Genomic DNA, 21,148 nt, shown 5'->3' with positions numbered 1-21,148 from the left:
CGGAAAATGGCATATTCATTATGGAATGATCAAATTGTTGAAGAAGGATCTATTGCAATCTCACCAGAAGACAGAGGTTATCAGTTTGGTGACGGTATTTATGAAGTAATTAAAGTTTATAACGGAAATATGTTTACAGCACAAGAGCACATTGATCGTTTCTATGCGAGCGCCGAAAAAATTCGCCTTGTTATCCCTTATACAAAAGATGTTTTACACAAGTTACTACATGAGCTAATTGAAAAGAATAATCTAGAAACAGGACATGTTTATTTTCAAATCACTCGTGGGGCTAATTCACGTAATCACGTTTTCCCGGATGCAAGTATTCCTGCTGTATTAACTGGAAATGTAAAAGCGGGTGAACGTGCATATGAAAACTTTGAAAAAGGTGTTAAAGCCACTTTTGTTGAGGATATTCGTTGGTTGCGTTGTGACATTAAATCTTTAAACTTGCTTGGTGCAGTATTAGCAAAACAAGAAGCTGCGGAGAAAGGTTGTTATGAAGCGATCTTACATCGCGGAGATATCGTGACAGAATGCTCTTCAGCTAATGTTTACGGAATTAAAGATGGAAAACTTTATACACATCCAGCTAATAATTTCATCTTAAATGGTATTACACGTCAAGTCATTTTAAAATGTGCGGAAGAAATTAATTTACCAGTAAACGAAGAGCCAATGACGAAAGCTGATTTACTAACAATGGATGAAATCATTGTGTCGTCTGTATCTTCTGAGGTTACGCCAGTCATTGATGTGGACGGCAACCAAATTGGGGCTGGAGTTCCCGGTGAATGGACTCGTCAATTACAGCAATCATTTGAAGCGAAATTACCACTTTCAATGAATACCAAATAAAAGAACCTTGTAGAGAACTATCTGTATGGATAGTTCTCTTTATTTATGGGTGTAATGTTGGGTCTCGTCATGTAAAATAAAAAGGATAGTAGAATAATCTTACAGATTGAAATTTGTAGAGCAAATGTCGATGTAATGAATACATAAGAATGCATAGACTCTTTTTTACAAAAGGGATCGAGAAAAAAGAGAACTAAAGAGATGGTAAGTAAGAATGGAGTGACCTTTACATGGCACAATTAGTAAAAATACAAGATTATATTTCTCGCTATCAAATTGACTTAGCAAGATATCCTACACAATTTGTACGCTTGAAGAAAAGCCAATGGGACCGTATTAAGCGTCAATGGGAATTGGGCGAAGATATAAGCGAATGGCAACATATTGATAATGAGACAGAAGCGGATACTTTAGAGGAAAAAGAGCGATTTTCCTTCATAAAAAAAATATTTACTGGACGACAAAAAGAAACAGAAGATGTTGAAGATATAGAAATATCAAACGAACTCATAAGTAGTGAGGATACTATTCCAGAAGAAGAAACAACACTAACATTTGAACCTAAGATTGTGTATGCTCCACAATCCATCCATGAACTGAAGCGTATGTTTATTGATCAATTCTTCCATTTCCAAATGAAATGGGCTAGCTCAACATTACGTGAAAAATCATATGTAGATCCTCGCTTCATGCGTGATTCGTTACTACGTACTTTGTTACAAACATTACCAGATAATTTTTTGTTGTTTTATTATCCTATCCTACAAATCAGAAAAGCACCGATTGAGCTTGATGTCGTATTAATGTCTCCGACGGAGTGTATTTGTATTACCGTTTTAGAAGCAGAAAATCAAGCTGTATATGTTGGTGGCAGTGATCGCTTTTGGATGAAAAAAGTAGGAACAAAGGACTTAAAAGTTTTGAATCCAACGATAAACTTAGCACGTATGGAGTCGGTACTATCTCAATTATTTAAAGAAGAAAACATAGATATGCCCATTCGTAAAGTTGTACTAACGCGGAATGGTTATTTTGATTATCCGGGTTCACCGTATGGGGTTCGTTTTGTTGATCGCCGTAATTACGGAGAATGGATGGAGCATTTGCGAAAGGTTTCTTCTCCAATGAAGCATATGCAAATACGTGCGGCTCAAACAATTTTAAATACTGTACAAACCACTTCGTTTAATCGAGATATTTGGCAGCAAGCATCACAAACAACAGAGGACTAAGTATGCAGATTCTATTTATTGTCAATGAAGCTGCCGGGAACGGAAAAGGGAAGAAAGTTTGGACTCAACTTCAAAAGCACCTAACGATAGACTATCAAGTGACTTTTACGGAATATGAAGGACATGGACGAGAGATTGCCAAACAATGGGTATTACAACAGCTGAATCCAAAGTTACTTATAGTTGTTGGTGGAGATGGTACCATCCATGAGGTGTTTAGTGCTGTTGTACATAATGAATTGTTAGTACTGGGTGTGGTTCGTGCTGGCTCTGGTAATGATTTTGCTCGCTCGTTTCCTACATTTTACAATGCTCAGCAAATCGAGGACTATGTAATGGCTTCTACCATGGCATATACACAAATAGATGCAGGGAACATTCAGCTCAGCGATAGCTGGGATGAATTCTTTGTCAATAATGCTGGCATTGGTTTTGATGCATATGTCACAAAATCGATTAATACATCACGCCTTAAATTTTACCTCAATAAATTAGGATTGGGTAAGCTATCGTATGCTGTTGCTGTCATTAGAGGCTTATTTAGCTTTAAATGTTTTAACGTCACCATACGTTCTGATCATCAAGAGTGGCAATTCCAACGAGCATGGTTTGTCGCCATGTGCAATCAGCCTTATTTCGGCGGAGGTATGAAAATATCACCAGCCGCAAAAGCAGATGATGGCCGAATGGACATTACAATTGTCCATGATATTTCTCGTCTAAAATTATTACTTATTTTTGTTACTGTTTTTTTTGAAAGGCATACGAAGTTTAAAGAAATCACATTTTTACAAGGACAACATTTCGATATTATCGTGAATGATGATCACAAGGTTGATTGTCATATGGATGGTAATTATAGCGGACGTGTCCATCAGGGTACTAACATCCACTGTACAGTGCAACAGAAGGCATGGAACATTACGACAAAGAGTTCTTAAATAATATCATTGCGCAATAATTTTATGCGAATGTAAGAGGAATACGTTATACTATAAAAAATCAATAATTTTATAAGAAAGAAATGAGGAACAACAGTGAGATTAAGAAATAAGCCTTGGGCAGAGGAAATGATTACAAATCATCCAGAGGTAATCGTTCCGAATCCTGAAGACTTTAAAGGAAATTGGCAGGTTGTTTTCGGAAATAACAACCCCATTCATATTGAAGTTGGTACTGGGAAGGGACAGTTTGTTACGGGAATGGCTTTGCAAAATCCAGATATTAATTATATTGGGATCGAACTTTATGATAGTGTAATCGTTTGTGCATTAGAGAAAGTTCTAGAAGCAAAATCTCCAGCGAATTTACGTTTACTTAAAGTAAATGGCGCGGATTTAAATAAATTCTTTAATAAAAATGATGTAGCACGTGTGTATTTGAATTTCTCAGATCCTTGGCCAAAAACACGTCATGCCAAAAGACGTTTGACGCATGGGGATTTTTTGAAATTATATGAGTCGATTTTGGTGGATAATGGGGAAATCCATTTTAAAACGGATAACCGTGGTTTGTTTGAATTTTCGTTAATCAGTATATCTGAATATGGTATGTTATTAAAGTATGTATCACTCGACCTACATGCAAACATGCCAGAGGATAATGTGATGACTGAATATGAGCAGAAATTCTCTGCGAAAGGACAGCCGATTTACCGCTTAGAGTCGCAATTTATCACTAAATTGTAGGGGGAATATGGATGGATCAGTTACAGTTTCACAATATGTCATTATCATGGCTTAACGGGGGTGTTACGTGTCTAGATGGTGGTGCGATGTTTGGAGTTGTCCCAAAACCACTTTGGTCGCGCAAATATCCAGTCAACGAAAAAAATCAAATTGAATTACCAACGGAACCAATTCTTGTTCAATATGAGGGCAGAAACTATCTTATTGATACGGGTGTTGGCTTTAACAAATTAAATGAAAAACAGCTAAGAAACTTTGGTGTAACAGAAGAATCTTCGTTAGCGGATAGTTTACAAGAGCTTGGTTTAACGACAGCAGATATCCATGCGGTGCTAATGACACATTTACATTTTGATCATGCTGGTGGTTTAACTCAGTGGCAAGATGATGTGCTTGTGCCTACTTTCCCAAACGCTAAAATTTTCGTAACAAAAATTGAATGGGACGAGATGCGTAACCCAAATATTCGCTCCAAAAATACGTACTGGAAAGAAAATTGGGAGCCTGTACAGCACTTAGTTGAAACCTATGAAGGTACGTTGGAAGTAGCTCCAGGAATTGAAATGATTCATACAGGTGGTCATAGTGAAGGTCATGCTGTAATCAAACTTACTCAACAAGGTGAAGTACTTTTGCATATGGCAGACATTATGCCTACACATGCTCATCAAAATCCATTATGGGTTTTAGCTTATGATGACTATCCAATGACTAGTGTTTTTGCGAAAGAACGTCTTATGAAAGAAGCTCTTGCCAATAACTATGGCTTTATTTTCTACCATGATGCCTATTATCGTATGATTAAATGGGATGAAACGGGGAAAGAAATCAAGGCTAAGCTCGAACGTAGTAGACAAGCTGTTATTACATTCTAACAATGACGAGGTAGTTGACATGAAAATGTCGATACCTCGCTTTTTTGTTCGTGAAGATGATGGAAAATATGATACACTAAACACGAAACTAAAATATAAAAGAGAGTTGAAATAAACATGGCAGCTGAACAACCATTTTTACCAGTTTTACTAGGGTCAGATATGAATGCATATGGGATGGCCCGTGCATTTTATGAAGCATATGGAATTAAACCACTTGTCTTAGGACGTTCTCATTTAACAGCAACACAAGATAGCCATATCCTGGAGTTTCAAGAAATCGACCGTTTAAATGAGCAGGATGTATTTGCACCTGCGCTTGCACAAGTTGCAAAACAATATGCTGATCAAAAGCTATTGCTATTAGCGTGTGGTGACGATTATGCTAAGCTTATTATTAAAAATAAGCCAGCGCTGCAGGAGCATTTCACAGTGCCTTACATCGATGAATCTTTAATGGATGAAATTTTACTTAAAGAGAATTTCTACAAGATGTGTGATAAATACGATTTTAAATATCCAGGGACAACGACTGTAACAGCAGATAATTATGAAAATTTTACACCTCCATTCGAGTATCCAATTATTTTAAAGGCGTCAAATTCGGTGGAATATTGGGCATGTAAATTCCCAGGGAAGAAAAAAGTTTTTGTTGCGCATGACGAGGCAGAAAAAACAGCTATTTTAAAAGCGATTTATAGCTCAAGCTATCAAGATACAATGATTATTCAAGAATTTATCCCTGGTGATGATTCTTATATGCGTGTGCTTAATGCTTATGTGGGCAAAGACGGGAAAGTGAAGCTAATGTGTCTAGGAAATCCTATTCTAGAAGAGCATTCACCTGAAGGAATCGGCAGTTATGCAGCTATCGTAACAACATACGATAAAGAATTAATGGACCAAGTACGTTTCTTCTTAGAGGACATCGGCTATACAGGCTTTGCCAATTTCGATATGAAATACGATATTCGTGATAAACAGTACAAGCTGTTTGAAATTAATTTACGTAATGGACGTTCCAGCTATTATGTAACGGCAAGTGGACATAACTTAATGAAGTATGTTGCTGATGATCATATGTTAAACATTAAGCAAGAAGTTACTTATGTGGAGGATAAACATCTATGGATGATTATTCCAAAAGGTGTATTGTTCAAATATGCATCGAACGAAAAGCTTAAATTAGAGGCAAAAAAATTAATTAGCGAGGGTAAATACACAAACTCCCTTTACTATAATGAAGATATGAATACAAAGCGTTGGGTGAAGCTAACACTCAATAACTTAAATTACTATCGTAAATATAAAAAATACTTTAATAATAAAGGTTTATCAGAATAATAAAGAGAAGCCATCTCAATTGAAAAGGAGATGGCTTCTTTTGCTTCTTTTTTAGCGCTAAACCTCTGTTAATTCAACTACAACGCCTGAGCGTGCATCAGCAGCAAATTCAAATGTTTGCATGTCACCTTCATGCATACGTGAGATTCCTCCACGATAGACAGGAATAGTAATGATACCATTTGTATAATCTTCTGTTTTCATAAAAATCCAGGAACCATCAATCGGTGCATCCTTTTTAAATTCTTTTTTTATGTTTTCAAGTACTTGTCCTGCAGGTACGAACGGAGAAACTTTTTCACTAGCTTCTTTAATAATGACTGCGGCAGCTAAGCCAGTTGCAACACCAATTAAAAAATCACGTAATTTCATACATCTTCCTCCTTTTTCTGTACCTATATTTTAGCATAGCCTATAGAGTGAATGCACGTTCACACGATAACAGTTTTAGGAAATGTATCAATATTTCGAATTCGGAAATAAATATGTTACAATAGGCGAGGAAGAATATTCTACTTCGTGGGGAGAGAGTCAACATGAATGAGGAAACATTGCAATTATTTAAAACATTAACAGAGTTACCAGGTGCTCCTGGTAATGAGCACGCTGTTCGCGCGTTCATGCGATCTGAGTTGGAAAAGTATTCAGATGAAATCGTTCAAGACAATTTAGGGGGGATTTTTGGGGTAAAGCATAGTGAAGTTGCGGATGCTCCAAAAATTTTAGTTGCAGGTCATATGGATGAAGTAGCATTTATGGTTACTTCTATTACTGATAACGGCATGATCCGCTTCCAGACGTTAGGTGGCTGGTGGAGCCAGGTTATGCTTGCACAACGTGTAGAAGTCTATACGAAAAATGGAGCTATCCCTGGTGTGATTGCATCTATTCCACCGCATTTATTAACGGATGCAGAGCGCTCTAAGCCCATGGATATAAAAAATATGTTAATCGATATTGGCGCTGACAACAAGGAAGATGCGGTAGCAATGGGGGTTCGTCCAGGACAATCCATTATTCCTGTTTGTCCATTTACACCTATGGCCAATCCGAAAAAAATTATGGCCAAAGCTTGGGATAACCGTTATGGCTGTGGTTTAGCAATTGAATTAATGAAAGAAGTCAAAAATGATAAGCTCGGATCTCATTTATATTCAGGCGCAAATGTAATGGAAGAGGTTGGTTTACGTGGTGCTCAAGTGTCAGCAAACATGATTAAACCAGATTTATTCTTTGCATTAGATGCATCACCTGCAAATGATACTTCAGGTAAAAAAGATCAATTTGGACAGCTTGGTAAAGGAACATTACTTCGTATTCTAGACCGTACAATGGTGACACATCGTGGAATGAGAGAGTTTATTTTAGATACGGCCGAGTCCAACCATATTCCATACCAATACTTTGTATCACAGGGTGGAACTGACGCTGGGCGAGTACATACAGCGAACGATGGTGTACCAAGTGCAGTAATTGGTGTTTGCTCACGTTATATTCACACATCTGCGTCTATCATTCACATTGATGATTATGCTGCTGCTAAAGCATTAATTGTTGAATTAGTGAAAAAAGCAGATCGTTCGACTTTAGAGTCTATTCGCGCTAATGTATAAGTAGTTGGAAAGATGCCTGTAAAAGGCATCTTTTTCTATGGAAAGAAAGTAGGGGTTTGATGAAAATAGCAATTGGAACAACTAATAAAGCGAAAACTGAAGCAGTTGAAGCTATTGCTCAAAATTATTTTGTGGATACAATCTTTACATATGTGAAAGCTGCTTCAGAAGTGTCAGATCAACCTAGGTCGAATGAGGAAACGAGATTAGGTGCCATCAACCGCGCCAAAAATGCCATGCTAAAAACAGATGCATCATTATCCTTTGGCTTGGAAGGCGGTGTCACTGAAATCGAAGGCGAGATGTATGTATGTAATTGGGGTGCATTAACAGTCTCTGATGGGACAACTTTTACAGCGGCAGGTGCACAAATTATTTTACCAAAAGAAATTGCCCAGGAAATTAGAGCTGGTGGAGAGCTTGGCCCACTCATGGAGCAATATACACAGCGCAGAGATATTCGACAGGGGGCTGGAGCAGTAGGGATTTTCACTCAAGGTTTAGTCAGTCGACAAATGATGTTTGAGCATATTGTATCACTATTGGTTGGTCAATATTTGTTCACATTTCCCGAAAAATAGTTAAATGGAATTAGTGGTGCGTATGCGGAGAGGTTGCATCTTCCTAATAATTTTTTTAAAATAGAAAAAAGTTAGTAGTGAAAGAGAAAGGAAGAGAGACATGTCATATAAATGGCTAAAAGCTATTGGCCTGACGCTGTTACTTCTGATGCTTTCTGGCTGCAATCAATCGATCGATGAGCAAATTGCCAACGGGCTTCAATTCACAGAAACGGTTTTTGCAGAAGAGCCTGAAGAACATACCGAGGAAATTGGAGATATTAATTTTTACCTACCTTCAAATTTTAAAGTTGAAGATAGTTCAGATGCTTACAATATTGTTATTTCAAAAGGAAAAGAAAGCTATATCCTTTTCATTAACGATAGAGAGGCACCAAATAGTAAACTTTATTATCAACTTTTAAAAGAAAATGAAGCTGATAAAATCATTCAGGAAACCACTTATGATAAGGATGGTCGTTTTGGCTTTACAGCGGTACTAAAAACAGATGATGAGAATGAAATGGAGCTCATTGTGAGTAGTGGTGGCGTGAAAATGACCACGATTTCTCAGGCAAAGCATATAGAAGATAATTTACGAGAGATGACGAAAATAGTTCATTCGGTTAAGATAAAGTAAATAAACAAGATTGAACAAAACGGTTCACAAACATGTGAACCGTTTCATTTTGAAGACAGGATGTGAGAACGAATGAAGCAATTGAAATCAGAGCAACTTGTAGAGCTTTTAAAAAAACGATTAAACGCAGAGAAATACGATTTTCATTTCGATAAAAAGCACGAAAAATTAAGATTGAATCATAAAACGATTGAAAAAGGTATGGAGCTTTCACTACCTGGGATTTTAGCAAAATACAATGATAAACAAGAGGCAGCTATTGATGAAGTTGTGTATACGATTACACAAACTTTTAATGCGATGGAACAAGAAAAAGAACAGGGTTTTCAAATGACTACACAAATTTATCCTGTTATACGTGCCACATCATATCCTCAAGCATCGAAAGAGGGCCATGCATTTATTACAACAGATCATACAGCGGAAACACGCATCTTTTATGCGCTTGATTTAGGCAAAACCTATCGTTTTATCGATGAATCTATGCTAGAAGCTTTACAATTAAGTGTAGAGCAAATTCGTGAAATGGCACGTTTTTCAGTAAAACAATTACCAACTTCCTATAAAAAGGATGAGGTCGCCGATAATATCTTTTATTTTGTTAATATGAATGATGGCTATGATGCCAGTCGAATTTTAAATGAGAGCTTTCTAAAAGATATGCGGACTCAGATAGAGGGGGATATGACATTGTCTGTGCCTCATCAAGATGTGCTGATTATAGGTGATATTCGGAATGAAACAGGGTATGATGTATTAGCGCAGATGACTATGCATTTCTTTGCAGTCGGTACAGTACCGATTACGTCGTTATCTTTTATTTATGAAGATGGGGAATTAGAACCGATCTTTATCTTAGCAAAAAACAGAGTGAAAAAGGAGCAAGAAAAACAATGAATGTATTTTACAACAAAGAGCATGTAGGAGATGTATTACTAGTTCAACTAGCAACGGAGTCTATCGTGAACACAGCAGTAGAACGTGCTGGGGATATTGCTATATTAAAAGAAGCTCAAACTGGTGAAATTAAAGCATTTAATTTATTTAACGCGAGCCAATATATACAAACAGATGCAAAAGGATTAGTTGAGGTAACACCAGTGTTAGTTGAACAATTAGCTGCAGCAATCGAAAAGAACGGTGCTAGCATTAGCCTAGATGTTGACTTTTCTCCGAAGTTTGTCATAGGTTTTTTAGAAACGAAAGAAAAGCATCCAAATGCTGATAAATTAAGTATCTGTTCTGTAAACGTTGGAGATGAAACTTTACAAATTGTTTGTGGCGCACCAAATGTAGAGGCGGGACAAAAGGTGGTTGTTGCAAAAATTGGTGCGGTCATGCCTTCAGGAATGCTTATAAAAGAAGGGAATTTAAGAGGCGTGGATTCATTTGGCATGCTTTGTTCAGCACGTGAGCTAGCAATTCCGAATGCTCCTTCTGAAAAAGGAATCTTAGTTTTGCCTGAGGATGCTATCGTTGGTAGTGCATTTGAATCATCAGGTAAATAATAAATACATCTTTTGATAATAAAGTTATTAAAAGTTTAGTTTTTTATCATGATATTATCCAATGGGTCAAGGTGAAAATCCCTAAATCGTTATGTTACTAATATGCTAGTAACATAACGATTTTTTTGTGTAGAATGAGCCTCTAAATGCAAGTTTCGCGATCGTTTTTATGGTATGCTTTTGATATAGACATTGAGCTATTTTGATTTGAAGAAAATTAGACAATGCTATAAATGAAGTGTAAGAGAAATGAGTGAAATGAAGTGAATTGGTTTAAAAAACAAATAAATAAAATTTTAAATAAAGATGAATATGAGTACGAGTATGAAGAATTTTATGAGGACTACGAAGAGGAACAAACAGAACAGCTACATATGCAGCAAGAACAACCCATGACTAAGCAAAAAACTTTCCGTTTCCCATTGATTGACGATGATGAGGAAGGCGTCGTGTCACAAACGCGCCAAAAAGAAATGTTTGATCAGGTAGAAAATGATGATTATTATGGGCAAATTGAGGATTTATCTTTACCCAAGCATTTAAATCAACATATCGTTGATTCAAGTGTTTACGATGTAGATGTTACAGGGATTCGAGATTTGTTAGCGAATCGTTCAAAACGCACTGGTAGAAAATCAACAATGAAAAGTCAACCAGTCCAACACGAACATCGTTCAAGAGCGAGTTTAGTTTTTCGAGATGCACAAGATCGAGAAGAGTCAATCATACCTCAGACGACATCTGTACCAAAAGATAAACTCGAGTGGAAAGAACAAAAAGTTCAAAAAGTAGATAGCGATTTTCTTGAAAATCGTAAACGCTTTATCCCAACGGACGTACCTTCACCCGTCTATGGGTTTGCGAAACCAAGTCCTATTAATGAATTATTGGATAAAAGAAAAGAAGAACATGAGTCACAAGAAACAACTAGGATGACCTCTGATTTATTGACAATTCATCAGCCATTAAAAGAAGCGACAACAAATGAGGCTAATGAAAATATACTAGAAGAAAAAGAGCCGCCTAGTACAGCTCATCGTGTTGAATTCGAACATGAAATCCATGAACCGATTGTTGAACCTATTACATTTGATGATGATGTATTGGATGAAGAAAAGGATGTACCAGACAGTGCGCCCACGGATATCGTGGTACCACAAACCACACCTTTTGCCATGGCATTTGAAGATCAAGTGAAGGAAGCTGCTAAGCAAGATCAAACCATACAACAGCTTTCAGCAGATCAGTCTGAGATTCATGTTAAAGAATTGATTGTGGAACAAGTCCAAATTGAAAATTCTACCATTCATATTGGAGAGGTAACGGTTGTACAGCCTCCGAGTAATGAAGAGGACCATCCGGTGAAGCTTGATGAACAATCATCATCAGATGCTATCCCAAAAGAAGAAAAAAGTCGCATTCCTTTCAATGTGCTAATGCTAAAAACAGATAAAGAAAAATGGCGAATTCAACAGCAAATGAAAGTGGTCCAACCTATTCGTGTGGAAAGTAATCCGGAAGCGGTAGAAGATGTGCTGATTGATGGGGCGGAAGCTAAAGAAGAGGAACACTCGCCTTCTGAGAGCATAGATTCAAATGCTATACAGCTAGTTGAACCACAGCTGGAGGAAGAAAGTGATTCACAATCTGCTTTTTGTAGTCAAGAAGATGTTGAATGCCATCGACACGAAGAAGACAGAGATTTTAACACAGAAACTAAATCAGAAAGTCCGGTAGCGGTTATTACGATGGCTCCTGTAACAACTTTGACTAGTGTATCCGAGAATGATGCAATAGAAATTGAAAGAATTAATGCTGATGAAGTTGCTGCAACAACAGAGCTAGAAGCAGAGGTCATTTCAGTTACTGAAGTTCTTCCTGAAATTGTAGAGGATTCTCCAGTTAAACCTGTGGAAAACCAACAACAGGTTTTAGAAGCAGAACAGGAGCTACCAGTTGAGGAAAAAACAAAACCTGTTCATGTTTATCAAAAGCCTACTGACGAATATTTAGAGCCACCAGAGGAAAAAACACAGGATACAGATTGGATGGAGCAGCAGGGTGATACATTGGTGGAAGCACTTTCTTATTTCCAGGTTTCTGCTCAAATTGAATCGATTATGCAGGGACCTGCAGTTACTCAATTTGAAATTACTGTGAGTCACGGTACGAAAGTAAGCAAGATTAGAAATTTAGCAGATGATTTAAAGCTTGCTTTAGCAGCAAAGGATATTCGTATTCAAGCACCGATCCCTGGGAAAAGTTCGATTGGTATTGAGATTCCAAACCGAGTATCAAGAGCTGTACGATTATCTGAAGTGACGAATAGCGCATCCTTCCTTGAATCAAATTCGCCGTTAGAGGCAGCTTTAGGTCTTGATCTAACAGGTAAGCCTGTTACACTAGATTTACGAAAAATGCCCCACGGTTTAATTGCTGGTGCGACAGGCTCGGGTAAATCCGTTTGTATTAATTCTATTTTGGTTAGTTTATTATATAAAGCTGCACCACATGAACTAAAACTAATGTTGATCGATCCTAAAATGGTAGAACTGGCACCATTTAACCATATCCCACACTTAGTAAGCCCTGTAATCACAGATGTGAAGGCTGCAACAGCAGCACTTAAATGGGCTGTAGAGGAGATGGAACGTCGATATCAACTGTTTGCGCATGCAGGTGCAAGGGATATTACGCGTTATAATACAATTGCAGATAAAAATAATGAACATAGCCTGAAATTGCCATATATTTTAATTGTTATTGACGAGTTGGCCGATTTAATGATGATGTCTCCAGCAGATGTAGAGGAGGCAATTTGCCGTATTGCTCAAAAGGCACGTGCATGTGGAATTCATTTAATTGTTGCAACACAAAGACCATCTGTAGACGTTATTACAGGATTAATTAAATCCAATATTCCTACACGTATTGCCTTTGCAGTATCTTCACAAATTGATTCTCGTACAATTTTGGATGGGCAGGGAGCAGAAAGGTTACTTGGACGAGGCGATATGCTATATTTAGGTAACGGTATGTCTGCACCAGTACGTCTCCAGGGAACATTTGTTACAGATGATGAAATTGAAGCAATTATCGAGCATGTTCGTGAACAAGGAGAGCCTGATTATATTTTTGATCAAGAGGAACTATTGAAGAAAACAGAGGTATCCGCAGAACAGGATGATTTATTTGAAGATGTTTGTCGTTTTGTTTTTGAACAGGGTGGAGCTTCTACGTCATTGATTCAAAGAAAATATCATATTGGCTATAATCGTGCTGCTCGTTTAATTGATATGTTGGAATCACATGGCTTTATCTCAGAGGCAAGAGGTAGTAAGCCGCGTGAAAGTTTCATTACAGAAGAAGATTTAATTACTATGTTTGAATAAGAATTGCCTTGATTTCGTCTACATTAACTAATTTACGTCGAAATTAGTTTTTTTAGAAAAGTTACACATCTATCCTTATGCATAAAAAGTGCTATAATAGACAAGATGTGTTGAATAGTACGTATTTTTTAATACTTGTGAAGGTATTAATACCTAATCATTCGTGAAATAATACGATACACCTAATAGATGATAGATGGGATATTGAAATTCCCGGGGGGTTTAATTAATGACAGTTTTTCATTTCACAGGCATTAAAGGTTCTGGCATGAGTTCACTTGCACAAATCTTATTTGATGCTGGTGAACAAGTACAGGGCTCAGATGTCGATAAATATTTCTTCACGGAGCAGCCGTTACGTGAACGTAATATTCCAATTTTTACATTTAATGCAGATAATATTAAAGAAGGCATGACTGTAATTGCAGGTAATGCTTTTCCTGATGATCATCCAGAATTAATTCGTGCCCGAGAAATCGGAGTAGAGATTATTCGTTACCATAAATTTTTAGGAGAATATATCGGTAACTATATTTCCATTGCCATAACAGGTGCCCACGGTAAAACTTCAACTACAGGTTTAATGGCACATGTGGTAGGTGGTTACAAACCAACTTCTTATTTAATCGGTGATGGTACTGGTGCTGGTCATGCAAATGCTGACTTCTTCGTGATGGAGGCATGTGAATACCGACGCCATTTCTTAGCATATAATCCTGACTATGCGGTAATGACAAATATTGATTTTGATCACCCAGACTACTTTGCAAATATAGAGGATGTCTATTCTGCTTTTCAATCATTAGCTTTACAAGTAAAAAAAGCTATTATTGCATGTGGTGATGATGAACAACTTCAGCGTATCCAAGCAAAAGTACCAGTTGTTTATTATGGATTTGGTTCAGAGAATGATTTCGAAGCTCGTAATGTTGAAAAAACGACAGAAGGTACAAAATTTGATGTTTTTGTTCGCAATGAATTTTATAGCACTTTCTTTATTCCATTATTTGGGGATCATGCGATTTTAAATACATTAGCGGTCATTACTCTATGTGAATATGAAGGAATTTCACCTGACATTATTCAAGATCGTTTGCACACATATAAAGGTGTAAAAAGACGTTTTACCGAAACAGATATAGGGGATAATGTATTAATAGATGACTATGCCCATCATCCAACGGAAATTCGTGCTACCATTCAATCAGCGCGACAAAAGTTCCCAGATCGTGAGCTAGTTGCTATATTCCAACCACATACATTTACACGTACACAAGCTTTTTTACAAGATTTCGCAGATAGTCTAAGCCTTGCAGATACAGCCTATTTATGTGATATTTTTGGCTCTGCAAGAGAAACGCAAGGCGCACTTTCTATTCAAGATTTGGCGTCATTAATCGAGGGCAGTGCAGTGATTACCACTGAAGGAATTGATATACTAACAAAACATCAAGGCGCAGTATTCTTATTTATGGGTGCTGGAGATGTTCATAAATTCCAAGATGCTTTTGAAGCCGTGCTTAAAAACGATGAAACAGCTTAGTCCGTAGGGGTTAAGCTGTTTTTTTAAAATTTGAGCAGGAATTCCGTTTTTTTTGTCGAAGATAGGGAAAGTAATAGTAAAGAGAATTTACTAGCAGGAGGTCAACTTATGGAAGTGATTTTGTATATTGCAGCTATTATCGCTGCAATCGGGTTTTTAATTTTATGTGTGAGTGTAGGAATGACATTATTCTCGCTCAAGTCCATCTTAAGCAGTTTATCTGGGACATTATCAGGTATTGAAGGACAAATGGAAGGGGTCACACGTGAAACGACTTCTTTATTAACCAAAACAAATAGCTTAGCAGAGGATATTCAACATAAATCTGAACAGTTAAATTCAGTGGTTCAAGCTGTTAAAGGTATTGGTGATTCTGTCAATGGTTTAAATAATTCTGTACAGCAAATTACTTCTTCTGTTTCAAAAAGCGTAGAACAAAATGAAGAAAAAATTGCGCAAGTAGTACAGTGGAGCAATGTTGCAATGGGTATTGCTGATAAATGGAAAAAGCGCAAAATCATAGAGCAAGAATCTGTATCTGAGGATGTGTATGGCTTTGAAACGGTACAAGTAGAAAAGCCAAAAAGAAAATGGGGTCGTAAATAGTGAAAATTATTCAGTAAGTATTTGATACTGTCTGAATAAAAATAAAGTCTTGGACATAAATTGAACATGCCTCTGTAAAAAGTAGATGGACAACCTGTCCAGACAAAATTGATAATATGATGGGGAGGAATTGTTGCATGACAACACAAAAGCCAAATTTTAATGAAGTAAAGGAAAAACAGCTTGAAAGTTCATTGCCTCAGCTTTATCATCCGCAAGACTCGATTTATGAAGAGGAGCGTGTAAACATGAAAGATTTTGTGATTGGCGCATTAGTAGGTGGAATTGTAGGTGCTGCAGCAGGTCTACTATTAGCTCCAAAATCAGGAAAAGATTTACGTAGTGATGTGGCTGTACAAGCTGTTCATTTAAAAGATAAGAGTGCAGACTTCTCGACAACTGCAAAAGATAAAACAGTACAACTTTCTAAACAAATTCAAGAACAATCTACACAATTAGTGGAGAAAGTAAAAACTTTAAAAACGGCAAAGGCCCCTGCTGTTTTTGACGATGGTACGGTTTCCTTTGAGGGCGAGGAACCACTAGAGGATTTTATTCCTAACGAGGAAGTCAAAGCAGAAGAGAAAAAAGACGAAACAAAAGAGTCAAATGAAGAAGTACGTGCATAATGCATAACGAAAAGGGATACGTTACATGATCGTCGTGTAACGTATCCCTTTTTTAAACGATAGGGGTTTCGGCTAATAGTATTTCAAGTCGATCGCCACCGAAAATTTCCGTATCAAAACTTGCAGGCTGACCGTTTCTTAAAATGGTGAAGTTTCCTTTGAATGTGCTTGGGAGCTGCCAATTAGAAAAGCGAAATACATCTTGATAGATCCAAGGACTACGATCTTTTTCTGTAAAAATTAAAGTGGCTCCATTCGGTACAGTTGAAAGAGGAGATACAATCATTTGATTGACCAGTGCTTCATGTACTGTTTTGGAAAGCTCCACTACTTCATTTTGGAAATGAATGATCATTTTATCTTCCAGCAAAAGATTCATTTGGTCCGCAATTCGCTGAACAGTTGGCAATGATTGCTGCTGAAAGTTAATCACATCGCCATCCTGCACTGCATAGCTCAATTTTGCCGTTTTTCCATTTATCATTAATGGAGAAGAAAACTCAGGTAAAAATAATGGCTGTCCATCGACATGAATGGTATAAGACTCAAATTGCTTTAATAAATCCCAATTATTTGTAACTTTGAAAATTTCCTCAATGGTTTCCGCTATATCAAAAACGACGCTATCACGATCATTTAAAACAGTATCAATGGATGCAGGAGAGTGATTGACTGTAATTTTCGGTTCAATTACATATTTTGTATTTTGGATAGTAATGGTCTTGATTGCAGCATTATCAATAAGATCTCTCACCGTTACTGTGGCTGGCTGTCCATCTTGTCCCTCCACTAGCTGAATGGCATCGCCTGTTTTAATCAATGTTTTCGTTGATGCCTGTTGTCCGTTTACTACTATTTCAGCCGGCTGCCCATGACCACCAGGAATGAATATATCTTGTCCATTGACACTAATAGATAAACCGTGGCCAGGTTTTCCATACAATTGTTTAGCACGGATATTGGCCGCTAAAAAAGCATCGGCAACTGTCATTTCTTTCAGCTCAAAAAGACGGACCACCTGATTATTGACAGTTAAACTCATATATTGGATGGGCATTTTTTTCGCTGCAATGGCAATACCGATTGGCGTAACTAACTCTGGTGATGCTTTAATATGCTCTTCCTTCGTCAGGTTTTGAATAGCATCAATGCCTCTAACAGCTATACGGTTTGCTGGTAAATCTAGGACTAGACCAAGTTCTGTTGTTAGGTTAGGTGTTAAGCTACCTCCTCCAACAAGCATAACAGCCTTTGGAGCCACTCGGTTATTGAGTCGTAAAATTTCTTCGCCAATGGACTTGGCAAGCTGCTTGACGGCAGGTTCAATGGCTAATAAAACTTCAGTCTTTGGGTAATACTGATCAAAACCAAGAATATCTTGAATCAATATTTCTTCTGCTGTTTGGAGCTGACGTTTTGCTATTTCGGCAACAGGGAAGTCTAGTAAATAATGGTCACTTAAAGCTTCTGTTATTTCATCGCCTGCTGTTGGAACCATACCATAGGCCACAACAGTACTTTTATCAGTAATGGCAATATCAGAAGTACCTGCGCCTATATCGACTAGAGCCACATTTAAGCGACGCATAGTTGAAGGAATAAGGACATTTATAGCTGCGATAGGTTCTAATGTCAAAGCTTCCATCTCTAAATCAGCTCGTTTTAAAGCGGCAATTAGTGATTCGACTACCACACGAGGTAGGAAAGTGGCAATGACTTCAATTTGTGCCTCATCCCCTTGTTGATCTAAGAGGCTGCCAATTTCTTCACCATCCAAGCGATAGTAGAGAACTGAGTAGCCTACGCAGTAATAGTGGCTTATTTTAGCATCTTCTTTATGTTGTAAAAGTTGTTGTTGGGCTTGTTGAACTGCTTGGAGCTCTAAGCGGCTTATATCTTCTTCTGTAAAAATAGGACGATTACGTATATTAATCGTTACGCTAGCTTGTTCAGTTTTCAAGGATCGGCCCGCTGCCGCAACACTTACTTTCGTAAGAGGACCATGTTTCTCTTCAAGTTCGTATTTAATTGTATTAATTAATTCTGCCACATACATGACATTATGTATTTGACCATCTACCATGGCACGTTCTTTATGCTCTTTCACTACTATATCTTCCACGTGAAAATGGTCATTTTCTTCTTGAAGAATAATCCCGACCACTGAGCGTGTACCAATATCAAGTGCAAATAATTTAGAACTCAATGTAATCGCTTCCTTTCGCGTTATATCTCAATTTCAATTTAGCGAGTTGAAGCGCTAAATTAAAAATGCGTGACATTCTGAACAACATTGATTATAATATTGCTATTATCTAAAAATGTAACATACATTTCAGAGTTCTGAAAGTGTCTGTCATGAGGAGAGGAGCAAGAAAGCATGAGCCAAAAAGATTTAGAAAGCTTACGTAGCCAAATCGACGAATTAAACTTAGAAATTCTTCGTCTTATTAACGAACGTGCAGCTGTAGTTGATGAAATCGGTAAAATTAAAGAAAAACAAGGTGTAAATCGCTATGATCCACTGCGTGAAAGACACATGCTTGATCTTATTAAAGAACACAACCAAGGTCCATTAAACCAAATGACGGTAGACTATATATTTAAACAAATCTTTAAAACAGCTTTAAAGCAGCTTGAAGCTGATAAAAAGAAAGAATTACTTGTATCTCGTAAGAAAAAATCCGAAGATACAGTTATTAATATCAATGGTGAGTTAATTGGTCAAGGGAAGCCATCTTTCGTATTTGGTCCTTGTGCTGTTGAATCTTATGAACAAGTAGCTGCAGTAGCGGCTTCTATTAAAGCAAAAGGTGAAAAGCTAATCCGTGGTGGTGCCTATAAGCCACGTACTTCTCCATACGACTTCCAAGGTCTTGGATTAGAGGGCTTAAAAATCTTAAAACGTGTGTCTGAGGAATATGGTTTAGGTGTGATTACAGAAATTGTGACACCAGGTCATTTAGAGGAAGCCTTAGATTATATTGATGTGATTCAAATCGGGGCACGAAATATGCAAAACTTTGAATTATTAAAAGCAGCAGGTGCAACTAATAAACCAGTCCTACTAAAACGAGGTTTAGCTGCAACAATTGATGAGTTCATCCATGCAGCAGAATACATTATGTCTAAAGGAAATGAAAATATTATCCTTTGTGAACGTGGTATTCGTACTTATGAAAAAGCAACTCGTAATACGTTAGATATTTCTGCTGTACCAGTGTTAAAACAAGAAACGCATTTGCCAGTATTCGTAGATGTAACACACTCAACAGGTCGTCGTGATTTATTGTTACCATGTGCCAAAGCAGCCATTGCAATCGGTGCTGATGGTGTCATGGCAGAAGTACATCCAGATCCATCTGTAGCACTTTCTGATTCACAACAACAAATGGACATCCCAACATTCGATGCATTCTATGAAACACTACAAAAATTCATGAAAAATCATGAAATTCATGCTTAATTGTTAACAGCACACACCGCTTGCTTACTTTAGCAGGCGGTGTTTGTTATATCGTGACAAAATAATGTCTAGAATAGGACTATTAGTACTTGGTTTTTACGTAGTTCTTCTTGAAAGTAATATGAAAATTATCGTATGATAAGGCTATAATAGGAAAAAAGGGAGGCACGTACGATGACTGTTACAATTTATGATGTTGCAAGAGAAGCAAATGTTTCTATGGCAACCGTCTCTCGTGTAGTCAATGGCAATCAAAACGTAAAACCAGCAACACGAAAAAAAGTACTAGAAGTAATTGAACGATTGGAATACCGTCCAAACGCAGTAGCGCGTGGATTAGCAAGTAAGAAAACAACAACAGTTGGCGTGATTATCCCAGATATTGCAAACAATGTTTATGCAGAGCTGGCTCGTGGTGTAGAGGATATTGCCACAATGTACCGTTATAATATTATTTTAGCCAACTCAGATCAACATGAAGATAAAGAGTTACAGTTACTTGATACTATGCTTGGGAAACAAGTAGATGGTATTGTGATGATGAGTGATGAAGTAACAGAAAAGATGCAACAAACAATGGATCATTCACCAGTCCCGATTGTACTAGCAGGCTCTGTAGATGAATCGCAAACAATAGCTACGGTCAATATAGACTATTTCCAAGCGGCTTATGAAGCGATATCTTTACTCATTCAAAATGGACATACGCGCATTGGCTTCGTAACAGGTCCACTTTCGTATACAATTAACGGAAAATTCAAGCTAGCAGCCTATAAGAAAGCATTACAGGATGCTGGCTTGCCAATAGATGAAGCATTAATTGCTGCTGAAGAATCAAGCTATGACATGGGCTTAGAAGCTTGGGAGATTTTATCAGTGCTTGAACAGCCACCTACAGCCTATTTTGCGGGTAGTGATGAATTGGCAATTGGTTTAATTCATGGTGCACAAGATGCTGGTAAAAATGTTCCAGAGGATATCGAAGTAATTAGCTTTGAGAATTCTAAGCTAGCACGAATGGTTCGTCCACAACTAACAAGTGTTGCATTACCCCTGTACGACATTGGTGCTGTTGCTATGCGCTTACTTACTAAATTGATGAGTAAGGAGCCTGTCGAGGATGAGGCAGTGATTTTACCACATCGTATTGAACATCGACAATCTGTTAAAAGTAAATAATAAGTAGGAACA

The 21,148-nt window shown here is 37.4% G+C and carries 19 protein-coding genes; 17 read left to right on the top strand and 2 right to left on the bottom strand.

The window, feature by feature from the left end; all coding sequences use genetic code 11:
• Window positions 1–6: 6 nt before the first annotated feature.
• The 6 genes from dat to ACE1MS_RS17085 all read left to right on the top strand — a co-directional run bounded on the left by dat (window position 7) and on the right by ACE1MS_RS17085 (window position 6,000).
• Entirely contained in the window at window positions 7–861 is an 855-nt protein-coding gene (gene dat, locus ACE1MS_RS17110) for a D-amino-acid transaminase (RefSeq protein WP_447402508.1), read from the top strand.
• 230 nt (window positions 862–1,091) lie between these two features.
• The gene (locus ACE1MS_RS17105) at window positions 1,092–2,093 is read left to right on the top strand and encodes a nuclease-related domain-containing protein (RefSeq protein ID WP_012295708.1); all 1,002 of its coding nucleotides are present in this window, start codon (window positions 1,092–1,094) and stop codon (window positions 2,091–2,093) included.
• Window positions 2,094–2,095: 2 nt separating this feature from the next.
• On the top strand, window positions 2,096–3,034 hold the full coding sequence (locus ACE1MS_RS17100; RefSeq protein ID WP_447402507.1) for a diacylglycerol/lipid kinase family protein: 939 nt from the start codon (window positions 2,096–2,098) through the stop codon (window positions 3,032–3,034).
• Between the two features lie 96 nt (window positions 3,035–3,130).
• Window positions 3,131–3,781: a tRNA (guanosine(46)-N7)-methyltransferase TrmB gene (gene trmB / locus ACE1MS_RS17095; RefSeq protein WP_012295706.1), complete on the top strand. Its 651-nt coding sequence runs from the start codon at window positions 3,131–3,133 to the stop codon at window positions 3,779–3,781.
• An 11-nt stretch (window positions 3,782–3,792) separates the two neighbouring features.
• Window positions 3,793–4,656 carry a YtnP family quorum-quenching lactonase gene (locus tag ACE1MS_RS17090; RefSeq protein WP_031418585.1) on the top strand — a complete coding sequence of 288 codons (864 nt, stop codon included), beginning with the start codon at window positions 3,793–3,795 and terminating at the stop codon, window positions 4,654–4,656.
• 117 nt (window positions 4,657–4,773) lie between these two features.
• Window positions 4,774–6,000 (top strand): carboxylate--amine ligase, encoded by a 1,227-nt coding sequence (locus ACE1MS_RS17085; RefSeq protein WP_012295704.1) that lies wholly within the window; start codon window positions 4,774–4,776, stop codon window positions 5,998–6,000.
• Window positions 6,001–6,057: 57 nt separating this feature from the next.
• Here ACE1MS_RS17085 and ACE1MS_RS17080 read toward each other — a convergent pair whose 3' ends face one another.
• Complete coding sequence (locus tag ACE1MS_RS17080; protein ID WP_008176726.1) at window positions 6,058–6,372, bottom strand: hypothetical protein; 315 nt, start codon at window positions 6,370–6,372, stop codon at window positions 6,058–6,060.
• A gap of 164 nt (window positions 6,373–6,536) precedes the next feature.
• Between ACE1MS_RS17080 and ACE1MS_RS17075 the strand changes: the two genes are divergently transcribed.
• From ACE1MS_RS17075 to ACE1MS_RS17035, 9 genes are all read left to right on the top strand, one after another.
• Window positions 6,537–7,613: a M42 family metallopeptidase gene (locus tag ACE1MS_RS17075; RefSeq protein ID WP_012295703.1), complete on the top strand. Its 1,077-nt coding sequence runs from the start codon at window positions 6,537–6,539 to the stop codon at window positions 7,611–7,613.
• 59 nt (window positions 7,614–7,672) lie between these two features.
• Window positions 7,673–8,194 carry a DUF84 family protein gene (locus tag ACE1MS_RS17070; RefSeq protein ID WP_447402506.1) on the top strand — a complete coding sequence of 174 codons (522 nt, stop codon included), beginning with the start codon at window positions 7,673–7,675 and terminating at the stop codon, window positions 8,192–8,194.
• Window positions 8,195–8,294: 100 nt separating this feature from the next.
• Window positions 8,295–8,813 (top strand): hypothetical protein, encoded by a 519-nt coding sequence (locus tag ACE1MS_RS17065; protein WP_036164672.1) that lies wholly within the window; start codon window positions 8,295–8,297, stop codon window positions 8,811–8,813.
• A gap of 72 nt (window positions 8,814–8,885) precedes the next feature.
• A complete protein-coding gene (locus ACE1MS_RS17060; RefSeq protein WP_012295699.1) occupies window positions 8,886–9,710 on the top strand; it encodes a DUF1444 domain-containing protein in 825 nt (274 codons plus the stop codon).
• The gene (gene ytpR, locus ACE1MS_RS17055) at window positions 9,707–10,321 is read left to right on the top strand and encodes a YtpR family tRNA-binding protein (protein WP_447402505.1); all 615 of its coding nucleotides are present in this window, start codon (window positions 9,707–9,709) and stop codon (window positions 10,319–10,321) included. Before ACE1MS_RS17060 ends, ytpR begins: the two co-directional genes overlap by 4 nt.
• 263 nt (window positions 10,322–10,584) lie before the next feature.
• Window positions 10,585–13,713 (top strand): DNA translocase FtsK, encoded by a 3,129-nt coding sequence (locus ACE1MS_RS17050; RefSeq protein WP_447402504.1) that lies wholly within the window; start codon window positions 10,585–10,587, stop codon window positions 13,711–13,713.
• A gap of 229 nt (window positions 13,714–13,942) precedes the next feature.
• Window positions 13,943–15,256, top strand: a complete 1,314-nt coding sequence (gene murC, locus ACE1MS_RS17045) for a UDP-N-acetylmuramate--L-alanine ligase (protein ID WP_031418588.1) — start codon at window positions 13,943–13,945, stop codon at window positions 15,254–15,256.
• Window positions 15,257–15,364: 108 nt separating this feature from the next.
• Window positions 15,365–15,862 carry a DUF948 domain-containing protein gene (locus tag ACE1MS_RS17040; RefSeq protein ID WP_031418589.1) on the top strand — a complete coding sequence of 166 codons (498 nt, stop codon included), beginning with the start codon at window positions 15,365–15,367 and terminating at the stop codon, window positions 15,860–15,862.
• A gap of 137 nt (window positions 15,863–15,999) precedes the next feature.
• On the top strand, window positions 16,000–16,491 hold the full coding sequence (locus ACE1MS_RS17035; protein ID WP_012295694.1) for a YtxH domain-containing protein: 492 nt from the start codon (window positions 16,000–16,002) through the stop codon (window positions 16,489–16,491).
• Window positions 16,492–16,543: 52 nt separating this feature from the next.
• On the opposite strand, the gene ACE1MS_RS17030 is transcribed toward ACE1MS_RS17035, so the two are convergent.
• Window positions 16,544–18,697, bottom strand: a complete 2,154-nt coding sequence (locus tag ACE1MS_RS17030; RefSeq protein ID WP_447402503.1) for a cell division protein — start codon at window positions 18,695–18,697, stop codon at window positions 16,544–16,546.
• 174 nt (window positions 18,698–18,871) lie between these two features.
• On the opposite strand from ACE1MS_RS17030, the gene ACE1MS_RS17025 reads away from it, so the two are divergent.
• A complete protein-coding gene (locus ACE1MS_RS17025) occupies window positions 18,872–19,957 on the top strand; it encodes a bifunctional 3-deoxy-7-phosphoheptulonate synthase/chorismate mutase (RefSeq protein WP_031418590.1) in 1,086 nt (361 codons plus the stop codon).
• A 174-nt stretch (window positions 19,958–20,131) separates the two neighbouring features.
• The gene (gene ccpA, locus ACE1MS_RS17020; protein ID WP_012295691.1) at window positions 20,132–21,136 is read left to right on the top strand and encodes a catabolite control protein A; all 1,005 of its coding nucleotides are present in this window, start codon (window positions 20,132–20,134) and stop codon (window positions 21,134–21,136) included.
• The last annotated feature ends 12 nt before the right edge of the window (window positions 21,137–21,148 follow it).

The sequence above is a fragment of the Lysinibacillus sp. fkY74-1 genome, assembly GCF_053165895.1.
This window is presented reverse-complemented; position numbering and strand designations above follow the sequence as displayed.

Excerpts from the sequence above, each read along its gene's own strand:
- ytpR (WP_447402505.1), top strand. The coding sequence starts at position 9,707 with ATGAATGTATTTTACAACAAAGAGCATGTAGGAGATGTATTACTAGTT.
- murC (WP_031418588.1), top strand. The coding sequence starts at position 13,943 with ATGACAGTTTTTCATTTCACAGGCATTAAAGGTTCTGGCATGAGTTCA.
- ACE1MS_RS17105 (WP_012295708.1), top strand. The coding sequence starts at position 1,092 with ATGGCACAATTAGTAAAAATACAAGATTATATTTCTCGCTATCAAATT.
- ACE1MS_RS17035 (WP_012295694.1), top strand. The coding sequence starts at position 16,000 with ATGACAACACAAAAGCCAAATTTTAATGAAGTAAAGGAAAAACAGCTT.
- ACE1MS_RS17065 (WP_036164672.1), top strand. The coding sequence starts at position 8,295 with ATGTCATATAAATGGCTAAAAGCTATTGGCCTGACGCTGTTACTTCTG.
- ACE1MS_RS17060 (WP_012295699.1), top strand. The coding sequence starts at position 8,886 with ATGAAGCAATTGAAATCAGAGCAACTTGTAGAGCTTTTAAAAAAACGA.
- ACE1MS_RS17085 (WP_012295704.1), top strand. The coding sequence starts at position 4,774 with ATGGCAGCTGAACAACCATTTTTACCAGTTTTACTAGGGTCAGATATG.
- ACE1MS_RS17025 (WP_031418590.1), top strand. The coding sequence starts at position 18,872 with ATGAGCCAAAAAGATTTAGAAAGCTTACGTAGCCAAATCGACGAATTA.
- ccpA (WP_012295691.1), top strand. The coding sequence starts at position 20,132 with ATGACTGTTACAATTTATGATGTTGCAAGAGAAGCAAATGTTTCTATG.
- dat (WP_447402508.1), top strand. The coding sequence starts at position 7 with ATGGCATATTCATTATGGAATGATCAAATTGTTGAAGAAGGATCTATT.
- ACE1MS_RS17100 (WP_447402507.1), top strand. The coding sequence starts at position 2,096 with ATGCAGATTCTATTTATTGTCAATGAAGCTGCCGGGAACGGAAAAGGG.
- ACE1MS_RS17090 (WP_031418585.1), top strand. The coding sequence starts at position 3,793 with ATGGATCAGTTACAGTTTCACAATATGTCATTATCATGGCTTAACGGG.
- ACE1MS_RS17075 (WP_012295703.1), top strand. The coding sequence starts at position 6,537 with ATGAATGAGGAAACATTGCAATTATTTAAAACATTAACAGAGTTACCA.
- ACE1MS_RS17070 (WP_447402506.1), top strand. The coding sequence starts at position 7,673 with ATGAAAATAGCAATTGGAACAACTAATAAAGCGAAAACTGAAGCAGTT.
- ACE1MS_RS17040 (WP_031418589.1), top strand. The coding sequence starts at position 15,365 with ATGGAAGTGATTTTGTATATTGCAGCTATTATCGCTGCAATCGGGTTT.
- ACE1MS_RS17080 (WP_008176726.1), bottom strand. The coding sequence starts at position 6,372 with ATGAAATTACGTGATTTTTTAATTGGTGTTGCAACTGGCTTAGCTGCC.